General features: G+C 41.4%; 9 protein-coding genes and 1 tRNA gene. All 10 read right to left on the bottom strand.

The genetic code is table 11. The features are described from left to right. Positions 1-136 precede the first annotated feature (136 nt). The gene (rpoC, locus tag C4S39_RS14145) at positions 137-4,342 is read right to left on the bottom strand and encodes a DNA-directed RNA polymerase subunit beta' (protein ID WP_103967597.1); all 4,206 of its coding nucleotides are present in this window, start codon (positions 4,340-4,342) and stop codon (positions 137-139) included. A gap of 101 nt (positions 4,343-4,443) precedes the next feature. Further along, positions 4,444-8,517 carry a DNA-directed RNA polymerase subunit beta gene (rpoB, locus tag C4S39_RS14150; protein WP_103967598.1) on the bottom strand — a complete coding sequence of 1,358 codons (4,074 nt, stop codon included), beginning with the start codon at positions 8,515-8,517 and terminating at the stop codon, positions 4,444-4,446. A 160-nt stretch (positions 8,518-8,677) separates the two neighbouring features. Beyond that, positions 8,678-9,061, bottom strand: a complete 384-nt coding sequence (gene rplL, locus C4S39_RS14155) for a 50S ribosomal protein L7/L12 (RefSeq protein WP_103967599.1) — start codon at positions 9,059-9,061, stop codon at positions 8,678-8,680. A 57-nt stretch (positions 9,062-9,118) separates the two neighbouring features. Beyond that, positions 9,119-9,634, bottom strand: a complete 516-nt coding sequence (gene rplJ, locus C4S39_RS14160; RefSeq protein WP_103967600.1) for a 50S ribosomal protein L10 — start codon at positions 9,632-9,634, stop codon at positions 9,119-9,121. 300 nt (positions 9,635-9,934) lie between these two features. Further along, positions 9,935-10,633, bottom strand: a complete 699-nt coding sequence (gene rplA, locus C4S39_RS14165) for a 50S ribosomal protein L1 (RefSeq protein ID WP_103967601.1) — start codon at positions 10,631-10,633, stop codon at positions 9,935-9,937. 1 nt (position 10,634) lies between these two features. Beyond that, the gene (rplK, locus tag C4S39_RS14170) at positions 10,635-11,066 is read right to left on the bottom strand and encodes a 50S ribosomal protein L11 (protein ID WP_103967602.1); all 432 of its coding nucleotides are present in this window, start codon (positions 11,064-11,066) and stop codon (positions 10,635-10,637) included. Between the two features lie 115 nt (positions 11,067-11,181). Then, a complete protein-coding gene (gene nusG / locus C4S39_RS14175) occupies positions 11,182-11,715 on the bottom strand; it encodes a transcription termination/antitermination protein NusG (protein ID WP_103967603.1) in 534 nt (177 codons plus the stop codon). A gap of 17 nt (positions 11,716-11,732) precedes the next feature. Beyond that, positions 11,733-12,077, bottom strand: a complete 345-nt coding sequence (gene secE, locus C4S39_RS14180) for a preprotein translocase subunit SecE (protein ID WP_103967604.1) — start codon at positions 12,075-12,077, stop codon at positions 11,733-11,735. Between the two features lie 119 nt (positions 12,078-12,196). Further along, positions 12,197-12,272: transfer RNA gene (locus C4S39_RS14185), tRNA-Trp, on the bottom strand. 71 nt (positions 12,273-12,343) lie between these two features. After that, positions 12,344-12,529 (bottom strand): EF-Tu C-terminal domain-related protein (locus C4S39_RS14190; protein ID WP_445641272.1); only part of this gene is annotated, 186 nt, incomplete at its 5' end.

Below are 12,529 nucleotides of genomic sequence, written 5' to 3' on the forward strand. Positions count from 1 at the left end.
CCCTCTCCTTTCCTTCGTAAAATCCTACTCTAACTATCCAATCCCAACCAGATAGCAACCTCCCTTAGACTACTTAGTCAACCTTGTACTGTCAAGCTGTTTACAAGATTAACGTTACACGAACACTACACCAATTCTAAACAGCACTATCGATTGAAACACTCGATTCAGTACTTATCTCAGGTATTTTCCCTTGCTGCTTCCTTCTTTTGCTATGAAAGGATAACCCTGTACCTGCAGGAACTAACCGACCAACAATAACATTCTCTTTTAATCCGCGCAAATCGTCTTTCTTGCCCATAATTGCCGCTTCAGTCAATACTCGAGTTGTTTCTTGGAAAGATGCCGCCGAGATGAAGGAATCCGTCGATAATGATGCTTTTGTAATGCCTAACAACATAAACTCATAAGTAGCTGGCATTTTCTTTTCGGCAATTAATCGCTCATTCTCAACGAGTAAATCGGCACGTTCCACCTGCTCTCCCGGAATAAATGTTGAGTCACCAGCGTTAGTAATTTGCACTCGCCTTAGCATTTGACGAACAATAACTTCAATATGTTTGTCATTTATCCTAACGCCTTGCAATCTATATACATCTTGGACTTCATCTGTAATATATCGCGCCAATGCTTCAACACCTTGCAAACGCAAGATATCGCGAGGATCTGCCGGTCCATCAACGATAATTTCACCCTTGTTCACTACTTGTCCGTCATGTGCCATTACGTGTTTATCTTTTGGAATTAAATATTCATGCACAATCTCTTCAAGATCAGTGATAACCAGCCTTTGCTTACCTTTGGTATCCTTGCCAAAAGAAACAATACCCGTAACCTCAGCTAACATACCAGCATCTTTCGGCGCTCTTGCTTCAAATAGCTCCGCCACACGCGGCAACCCCCCTGTAATATCACGCGTTTTAGAAGTCTCTTGCGGAATCCTTGCCAATACTTCGCCGACACTCACTTGCTGCCCGTCCCTCACCGTAATGATACAACCGATCTGAAACGTTATACTCACAGATTGATTACTGCCCAACATCTTTATTTCATTCCCATCATCATCTAAGAACTTCACTAGTGGACGCAAGCCCTTCGATTGTATAATTCCTCGACGTTTTGGATCAATAACTACTAAGGTCGACAATCCAGTAACCTCATCAATTTGTTTCGCTACAGTAACACCTTCTTCAATATTCTCGAATCGTACCTTCCCAGTATATTCAGTTATTATAGGGCGAGTATGCGGATCCCAAGTGGTTAATACCTGGCCTGCTTTAACCATCTCACCATCCCGTACCAACAATGTTGCACCATAAGAAGCTTTATGTCTTTCGCGCTCGCGTCCATTCTCATCTTGAATAATGATTTCGCCGCTTCGTGAAATAGCGATCAACTCATTTTGGGCGTTAGTCACATACCTCATCGTGGGAGAATAATGTACTGTACCACTTGATTTGCTTTCAACCTGACTTACCACAGCAGTTCTGGATGCTGCACCACCGATATGGAATGTGCGCATTGTCAATTGCGTACCTGGTTCACCAATTGATTGAGCGGCAATAACCCCTATTGCTTCGCCCACATTGACCGGAGTGCCACGCCCCAAATCCCGTCCATAGCACTTCGCACATAAACCATATCGAGTTTCACAGGTAAGTGGTGTGCGGACTTTCACTTCATCAATACCCAAGGATTCAATCAAATCTACGGCATCTTCATCCAGCAATACCCCCGATGCAAAAACCACTTCTTGACTCTCAGGATTAATGACGTCATTAACTACAACCCTACCTAGAATTCGCTCGCGTAATGCTTCAATAATTTCACCACCTTCCACTAAAGCTTTCATAACTACGCCACTACTGGTATTACAATCTTCCTCCGTAACCACAAGATCTTGAGTAACATCAACTAATCGTCGAGTCAAATAACCTGAATTAGCAGTCTTTAATGCCGTATCTGCCAACCCCTTTCTGGCACCGTGTGTTGAAATAAAGTATTGTAAAACATTTAAACCTTCACGGAAATTAGCTGTAATTGGTGTTTCAATAATCGAGCCATCTGGTTTTGCCATCAATCCACGCATACCTGATAACTGGCGTATCTGTGCCGCTGAACCACGAGCACCTGAATCCGCCATCATATAGATTGAATTAAATGATTCTTGTGTCACCTGCGTGCCTGTCTCGTCGAGTTGAATCTTTCCGCTAGATGGGTCAAGTACTGGTTCTACACCAAGCTGATTCATCATAGCTTTGGCAACTTGATCGCCTGCTCTTCCCCAAATATCCACGACTTTGTTATAACGCTCACCTTGAGTCACCAAACCCGATGTATATTGCCCCTCAATTTCTTTTACTTCTTGTTCTGCTTCAGCAATAATGTCGCTCTTCTGAGTTGGTATCAACATGTCATCCGCACAAATAGAAATACCGGCGCGCGTTGCATAACTAAATCCCGCATACATAAGCTTGTCAGCAAAGATCACTGTCTCTCGCAAGCCACAACGCCTAAAACTTGCATTAATAAGTTTCGATATCTCTTTCTTTTTTAATGTTTTATTGAGCAATGAGAATGGAAGTGCAGGAGGGAAAATTTCAAATAATAATGTTCTTCCTACCGTTGTTTCATAACGAGTAATTTTTTCATATCGCTCGCCATCTGCATTAATGTCATACTCTCTGATTCTAACCTTAATTTTTGCATTTAATTCTACATTCCTACTTTCATAAGCACGTGAGACTTCACTGACATCCTGAAACAACATACCTTCACCACGAGCCCCCATTTTCTCCCTAGTAGTATAGTAAAGTCCGAGTACGATATCTTGAGAAGGTACAATAATGGGTTCTCCATTAGCTGGGGATAAAACATTATTGGTAGACATCATTAATGTTCTGCACTCCATTTGCGCTTCTAATGAAAGTGGCACGTGAACAGCCATTTGATCACCGTCAAAATCAGCATTAAATGCAGCACAAACTAATGGATGCAATTGAATTGCTTTACCTTCGACTAGAACTGGCTCAAAAGCCTGAATACCCAATCGATGCAGAGTCGGTGCACGATTTAGCATTACTGGATGCTCACGAATTACATCTTCCAGAATATCCCATACCACTGCAGTTTCATTCTCAACTTCGCGCTTGGCAGCCTTGATGGTACTGGCAATTCCCATTAACTCCAGTTTATTGAAAATAAAAGGTTTGAATAACTCGAGCGCCATTTTCTTAGGCAATCCACACTGATGGAGCTTGAGTTGAGGCCCCACAACGATAACTGAGCGACCAGAATAATCCACACGCTTACCTAGCAAGTTCTGGCGGAAACGCCCACCTTTACCTTTGATCATATCCGCCAATGACTTAAGTGCTCGCTTGTTAGCACCCGTCATTGCCTTACCTCGACGACCATTATCCAATAATGAATCAACCGCTTCTTGCAACATGCGCTTTTCATTACGAACAATAATTTCCGGTGCTTTTAATTCTAGTAATCGTTTTAACCGATTATTACGATTGATAACCCGGCGATATAAATCATTCAAATCCGAAGTCGCAAAACGACCGCCATCGAGCGGCACCAGAGGACGAAGATCTGGCGGCAAGACTGGTAACACGGTCAAAACCATCCATTGTGGTTTTATCCCTGACTTATTGAATGCCTCCAGCAGTTTAAGTCGCTTAGAGATTTTCTTGATCTTTGTTTCCGACCCCGTACTATCCATTTCACGCCGCAGGTTCTCGATCTCGGCTTTAATATCCAGATTACTTAATAGATCACGAATGCCTTCCGCACCCATACTGGCATTGAAGTCATCTCCATATTCTTCTGTTTTTATTAAGTAATCCTCTTCGGTCAGCAACTGACAGCGCGTCAATGGCGTCAAGCCAGGATCAGTAACTACATAAGCTTCAAAATATAGAATTCGTTCAATATCACGCAAAGTCATGTCCAATACCATACCCAAACGCGATGGCAAGGATTTTAAGAACCAGATATGTGAAACGGGTGAAGCCAGTTCGATATGTCCCATGCGTTCACGGCGCACTTTCGACAAAGTTACTTCAACACCACATTTCTCGCAGATGACACCACGATGCTTTAGCCGCTTATATTTTCCGCACAAACATTCATAATCCTTAACTGGACCAAAGATCTTGGCACAAAACAGGCCATCTCGCTCCGGTTTGAAGGTACGATAATTAATCGTCTCAGGTTTTTTTACTTCACCATAAGACCAAGAGCGAATTTTCTCTGGAGAAGCAAGGCCAATTTTGATGGCATCAAACTCTTCTTTGTGAGTAACCTGTTTAAATAGATCTAGCAGTGCTTTCATTTGTCACTCCTGTAAATCAGAGGGCAATAAAATTTTGATAAAATTTATGTAATATACATGACGGAATAGGTTTTAAACTAACCATCCAATCCTTGAAACGATTAATTTTGTTCCAAATCGATATCCATACCCAGTGAACGTATTTCTTTTACCAACACATTGAATGACTCCGGCATTCCAGCATCAATTTTATGATCACCCTTAACAATACTTTCATAAACTTTAGTACGCCCTGTGACATCGTCCGATTTGACAGTTAACATTTCCTGCAAGGTATATGCAGCTCCATATGCTTCCAATGCCCAAACTTCCATCTCACCAAAACGTTGTCCACCAAACTGCGCTTTACCGCCCAATGGTTGTTGTGTTACTAAACTATAAGGACCTGTTGAACGCGCATGCATTTTATCGTCCACCAAATGATGAAGCTTCAGAACATGCATATATCCAACAGTGACAGGTCGATCAAAAGCTTCCCCTGTGCGGCCATCGTAAAATGTAATTTGACCCGATCTTGGTAATCCTGCCAGCTCCAACATGTCTTTGATTTCTTTCTCGGTTGCACCATCAAATACTGGCGTGGCAAAAGGAACTCCAGCTATCAGATTTTCAGCCAATGATAAAATTTCTTTGTCTGATAAAGAGGAAATATTTTCTTTCTTACCACTCTTATTATAAATATTATCTAGAAAATCTCTGATTTCATTTACGTTTTTTTGTGTCTTCAGCATTTCATCGATTTTTTTACCGAGACCTTTCGCTGCCCATCCTAAATGCACCTCAAGAATTTGACCTACATTCATTCGAGAAGGAACACCTAGGGGATTCAATACCACATCGACAGGCGTTCCATCAGCCATATAGGGCATGTCTTCTAAAGGTACAATTTTTGAAATAACACCTTTATTACCATGCCGCCCTGCCATTTTGTCTCCTGGTTGCAAACGCCTTTTGACCGCGATGTAAATCTTGACCATTTTTTGTACACCAGGTGCCAATTCATCACCTTGGGTAAGCTTTTTCTTTTTCTCTTCAAACGCAGCATCAAATGCCTTGCGTTTTTGTACCATACTCTCACGTACTTGCTCTAACTGTATGCTCGCGTCTTCGTCCATCAAGCGGATATCAAACCAGTAATGCGGATCAAAGCTTTGTAGATATTCGGCGGTAATTTCTTTCCCTTTTGCCAGCTTATTTGGCCCTCCTGTAACCACTTTACCTATCAATAAGCGCTCAAGACGAGAAAATGCATCTTCTTCCACAATACGCATCTGATCCGCCAAATCTTTTTTGTAGCGATCAAGCTCATCATCAATAATATTTTGAGCTCTCTTATCCCGCTCAATACCTTCACGGGTAAATACTTGCACGTCAATTACAGTTCCCGAAATGCCTGATGGAACCCGCAGCGAAGTATCTTTTACATCTGATGCTTTCTCACCAAAAATAGCGCGCAATAATTTCTCTTCCGGTGTTAATTGCGTTTCGCCTTTTGGTGTGACCTTGCCAACCAGAACATCTCCTGCTTCAACTTCCGCACCAATATAAACAATACCTGATTCATCGAGACGTCCTAACTGATACTCAGATAGATTTGGAATATCAGCTGTTATCTCTTCAGTGCCTAACTTGGTATCTCGACTCACAACCGATAATTCTTCTATATGTATAGAAGTAAAACGATCTTCCGCCACGATCCGCTCTGAAATCAGAATAGAATCCTCAAAGTTATATCCATTCCACGGCATAAATGCCACTAACATATTTTGCCCTAACGCAAGTTCGCCCATATCAGTGGATGCACCGTCAGCGATAACATCATCTTTACTGATACTATCACCAACCTTAACTAAAGGACGCTGATTAATATTTGTATTCTGATTTGAACGTGTATATTTTATGAGATTATAAATATCAACCCCAACCTCTCCCATGTGCGTCTCGATATCATGCACACGTACCACAATCCGACCTGCATCCACATAATCAACGATTCCTCCTCGTTTAGCCCGGACAGTAGTACCGGAATGCACGGCCACAACCCGCTCAATTCCTGTGCCTACGAGCGGCTTCTCCGCACGCAAACAGGGAACGGCTTGACGTTGCATATTTGAACCCATTAATGCACGATTTGCATCATCATGCTCTAAAAACGGTATCAGTGATGCCGCCACCGATACAATTTGTGCCGGCGCCACATCCACGTATTCAATACGATCAGGTGACGACAGTGCAAATTCGTTTTTGTGACGGCAAGACACAATCTCGCTGATCAATCGATGATTATGATCAAGCTCAGCATTAGCCTGAGCAATCATGAAATTGCCTTCCTCAATTGCCGATAAATAATCAATTTCCTCAGTCACTTGACTATTCTTTACTCTGCTATAGGGTGTTTCTATAAATCCATATTCATTAGTTCGTGCATATAGCGCCAATGAATTGATAAGGCCAATATTAGGTCCTTCTGGCGTCTCGATTGGACATACCCGACCATAGTGTGTTGGATGCACATCACGCACTTCAAAACCAGCTCTTTCCCGAGTCAATCCTCCAGGCCCCAATGCTGAAATGCGACGCTTATGTGTTATTTCAGATAATGGATTCGTTTGATCCATAAATTGTGACAGCTGACTGGATCCAAAGAATTCTCGAGCTGCTGCAGACACCGGTTTTGCATTAATTAAATCATGAGGCATTAAATTTTCTGATTCTGCCTGGCTCAAACGTTCTTTGACCGCGCGCTCTACGCGCACTAATCCGGATCTGAATTGATTTTCCGCCAGCTCACCAACTGAACGTACGCGTCGATTTCCAAGATGATCAATATCATCTATTTCTCCGCGCCCATTTCTCAGCTCTACCAGAATCTTGATCACCGCGATAATATCTTCATTCGATAGCGTTGGTGATCCTGTCAATTCGGTTCTTCCCACCCTACGATTAAACTTCATCCTGCCCACTACGGACAAATCGTACCGCTCTGGCGAGTAGAACAACCCCGCAAACAAAGCTTTAACCGCATCTTCTGTCGGCGGCTCACCAGGTCGCATCATGCGATAAATTGCAATCTGCGCGTTCATTTCGTCGGTTGTTTCGTCAATTTTTAATGTCTGAGAAATATATGCGCCATGATTAAGATCATTAACATACAACGTATTAATTTTCTTTACGTTTCCTGTGCGGAACTTCGCTATCGTTTCTTCACTGATTTCATCATTGGCAAGCGCTATAATTTCACCAGTATCTGGATCGACTATATTTTGCGCCAATATTCTTCCCAATAAAAAATCTTCAGGAACTTCTAATTGATCAATTTTAGCTTCTAGCATTTCTCGAATATGCTTGGCTGTAATCCGCTTATCTTTCTGAACAATTATTTTTTTGCCTTTGGCAAGAATATCGAAACTTGCCACTTCTCCACGCAAGCGATCCGGCACGAGCTCAAACCGTATCTCTTTATCTGAAAAATGAAAGCAATCGAAAATAAAAAACTCTTTCAGTATTTGCTCAGAAGTACAACCAATTGCCTTCAATAACGTAGTTACAGGCATTTTACGGCGACGATCTATCCTGAAATATAAACAATCTTTTGGATCGAACTCAAAATCTAACCATGATCCACGATATGGAATAATCCGTGCAGAAAATAGCAATTTTCCCGAAGAATGAGTTTTACCACGATCATGTTCAAAAAATACTCCAGGAGAACGATGCAATTGAGAAACAACTACACGTTCAGTCCCATTGATAACAAAAGATCCCGTCTCCGTCATCAAAGGAATTTCACCCATGTAAACTTCCTGCTCTTTGACTTCCTTAACAGTCGGCTTGGATATTTCCTTATCCATAATTGTCAGTCTTACCCTTGCACGCAAAGGTGATGCATAAGTTAATCCTCTTTGCTGACACTCTTTTACATCAAATACTGGCGAACCAAGCTCATAGCTTATAAAATCTAGGCGTGCATTTTTGGTATGGCTCTCAATCGGAAAAATTGAATTAAAAGCGGCCTGTAATCCTTGGGTTCGACGTTTACTCGGTACAACATTTTCCTGTAGAAAAGCCGCGTAGGATTCTATCTGAGTTGCAAGTAGAAAAGGAATTGGTAAAACACTCGCGCGTTTGGCAAAACTTTTTCGAATACGTTTTTTCTCTGTGAACGAATAGCTCATGAGTTTTCTCCGAAAGAAGAAGACTGAGGGTTGAATAGTTGAAGTCAAATAACTATCAATTGCTGAAATGCCAAAAAAACGACACCTCAGATGGTCAAAATATCAAAGGCTGGCAGCTTTAATCTCTTCCCACCAGCCCTATAAAATTTATACCTCTCTTTTACTTAATTTCGCAAGTAGCGCCAGCCTCTACCAACTGCTTCTGAACTGAATCTGCTTCATCTTTGGACACACCTTCCTTAACAGGTTTCGGTGCTCCATCAACTAAATCTTTTGCCTCTTTCAAACCTAGACCCGTTACTGCTCTTACTACTTTAATAACATTCACTTTGCTTTCGCCGGCGGATGACAAAATCACGGTAAACTCAGTTTGCTCTGCCTCAGCCGCAGCTCCACCGCCGCCGCTAGGTGCAGCAGCAACTGCAACAGCAGCAGCCGCTGCAGACACTCCGAATTTCTCCTCCATTTCTTTAATCAACTTTGACAATTCAAGCACTGTCATATTTGCAATCGCTTCCAATATTTCGTCTTTCGTTACGGCCATAATTATCTCCTGGTAATTTCCTGTATTAAGCTATTGTATAAAATAGAAACTGATAAGCTATTTGCTATCACGCACCATTGCTAAACCACGCACAAATCTCGTTGGTACTTCATTTAGCGTTTGAACAAATCTGGCTATAGGTGCTTGCATTGTTCCCAGTAGTCTAGATAACAATTCATCACGACTCGGTAATGCAGCTAGTGCAGTAATTTCATCACGTGATATTACCTGCTCTCCTATTGCACCCACTTTGATCACGAATTTGTCATTCCCCTTGGAAAATTCATGCAATACTTTTGCAGCTGCTACTGGATCGGTACCTATGCCATAAGCAAGAGGTCCCACCATATGCTTGGCTAATTCAGCATAAGGTGTATCAGCAACAGCACGACGAACTAATGAATTTTTTATGATGCGAAAATAAATTCCTGATTCACGAGTTTTTGCTCTTAGCTGAGTCAATTGACCAACTTCTAATCCTCGATACTCTGCAATGATAATAGCTTGAGCATTAGTTATCTGAGTGCTCACTTCAGCTACTATAGCTTTTTTCTCTTCAAGATTTAGACTCAAGGTTCACTCTCCATCTGTAAAAATAACACTTAGAGTAATTAAATTAATCACTTCCAAGTACTACAAATTGGCAACCTTAAACCAGGAAAAACAAGACTCCTGTTTTGGGTTCACCATCTACGCTGGGTCTTCATCTGAATTGAGGTGATCTATAAAATTTCTTTTATTTCTCATTCAGTAAAAAATTTTAAGTATTTCAAATAAAGTCACAATCAGATTATTATTTGCATACCCCAGCGGTCTTTGACAACCTACTAAATACATATATTTTTATATTTAGTAGCCCACAAAGTTCTGTTTTTATTGCTGCATTATACTTGTTTGATCTATTCTGACACCGATACCCATGGTGCTAGAGACAGATACTTTTCTTAGATAAACACCCTTTGATGAGACTGGCTTGGATTTATTAAGCGCATCTACTAATGCCTTCAAATTCTGTTTTAATGCGTCTATTTCGAATGATGCTCGTCCAATCGTACAATGAATAATACCCGTTTTGTCAGCTCGAAATTGTATTTGTCCGGCTTTAGCATTCTTAACAGCACTCGCAATATCTGCAGTCACAGTTCCTACTTTTGGATTTGGCATCAGACTGCGAGGCCCTAAGATCTGACCTAATTGACCGACTACACGCATTGCATCTGGACTTGCAATTGCAACATCAAAATTAATATTTCCCGCCTTGATATCAGCTGCCAAATCTTCAAATCCTACAATATCTGCCCCCGCTTCCTGGGCTTCTTTAGCTTTATCTCCCTGTGCAAAGACTGCAACACGAACTATTTTTCCAGTTCCTGCGGGCAAAACTACCGATCCACGCACTGCTTGATCGGATTTCTTCGCATCTATCCCTAAATTTACTGCAATATCAATTGACTCATCAAATCTGGCCGTAGCTGCTCCCTTAACTAGTCCAAGTGCTTCATCGATTTGATATACTTTATTGCGATTAACTTTCTCTGCTATGGCTATATAGCGCTTTGATGAACGTGCCATTTTATATACCCTCTACTTCTATACCCATGCTGCGCGCACTTCCTGCTATAGTGCGCACAGCAGCATCCAAGTCCGCTGCGGTTAAATCCGGCATTTTTGCTTTTGCTATTTCTTCTGCCTGATTACGATTTAATTTCCCAACTTTATCTACATGTGGCCTAGCACTTCCTTTACTTATCCCGGCAGCTTTCTTTATTAATACCGATGCAGGTGTAGTTTTCATGACAAATGTAAAGCTTTTGTCAGCATAAGCAGTAATTACTACCGGCACGGGCAATCCCGGCTCAATTTTCTGCGTAGCCGCGTTAAACGCTTTACAAAACTCCATAATATTTAACTGCCGCTGCCCTAATGCAGGGCCAATTGGCGGGCTTGGATTAGCCTTACCTGCCGGCACCTGTAATTTAATATAACCAATTATTTTTTTTGCCACTACGCTCTCCTTATGGGTTAAACGAGTGATAAATCACTCTCCCCAGTTATCTATATACACCAATCAATACTCACATAACTTTCTTCAGTTTATTAATTTCAAGAAGAGACGCTATTTAGGATTTCTCAACTTGATTGAAATCCAATTCCACCGGTGTAGGTCGACCAAAAATTGATACCGATACTCTGAGTTTGCTTTTGTCGTAATTAACATCCTCGACATTGCCATGAAAATCAGTGAATGGACCATCCTTAACACGAACAGCTTCTCCTATTTCAAATAGGATTTTTGGCTTTGGTTTCTCCACGCCCTCTTGGATTTGGTGGAGTATATTATCTACTTCCTTTTGACTTATTGGTGTTGGCCTCATCGCTGATCCACCGACAAACCCTGTCACCTTGTCTATATTCTTGACCAAATGCCAAGTATCATCAGACATTTCCATTTCTACCAAAACATACCCTGGAAAGAATTTTCGTTCACTAATATTCTTTTGTCCGCTTTTCATTTCAATCACTTCTTCCACTGGCACCAAAATTTGACCAAATTTATCTTGCATGCCAGCCCGATCGATACGATCTCTTAATGCTCTCTGCACACTTTTCTCATACCCTGAATAAGCGTGAACCACATACCATTTCATACTCATTCTTTCCTCAGAGGAACTTAAGCATCTTGATTCATCATAAGCTTCACAAGAGACATCAAAGCCGCATCGATAAGCCATAAAAATAAAGCCATCACAACAACAAAAGCAAACACTACGCCAGATGTCTGAAGGGATTCCTTACGATTCGGCCATACGACCTTTTTTATCTCTTCAGAGGACTCTTTACAAAAAGAATAAAAGTCTTGCCCTTGAGTCGTAAATTTAGCAATAATGGCTGCTGACAATATCCCCACCAATATAGATAAGACACGAATAACCATAGCGCTTTCATTCAAATAAAAAAATCCAGCGACACCTGCCAAAACAAAAGAAACTGCAAGCACAAGCTTTAATTTATTCACTTTTTGAATCCCTTATACCTTACAAAAACACTCTCAAAATATCTATGGTCGTTTAAATTTTTACTTGAATTATTTTTTTATAACTACTTTCTAGCTAAAAATTCCGCTAATTACCTATATGGCAGGCCAGGAGGGCATCGAACCCCCAACCTTCGGTTTTGGAGACCGACGCTCTGCCAATTGAGCTACTGGCCTATTATCTGAAACATTACTGGAGTTATAGCGATGTAAAAACAATTATTATTTCAGTCTTTCTGCAAATATATTCACTCAATAATTTTAGCAACGACGCCCGCACCGACGGTTCTTCCGCCTTCACGTATCGCAAAGCGTAATCCGTCTTCCATCGCAATTGGTGCTATTAAGTTTACCGTTACCGAAACATTATCCCCAGGCATCACCATCTCCGTTCCCGCAGGCAATTCTATCGCTCCCGTCACGTCTGTCGTTCT

It is taken from the genome of Nitrosomonas ureae (genome assembly GCF_900108305.1).
In the GTDB taxonomy this organism is placed as follows: domain Bacteria; phylum Pseudomonadota; class Gammaproteobacteria; order Burkholderiales; family Nitrosomonadaceae; genus Nitrosomonas; species Nitrosomonas ureae_B.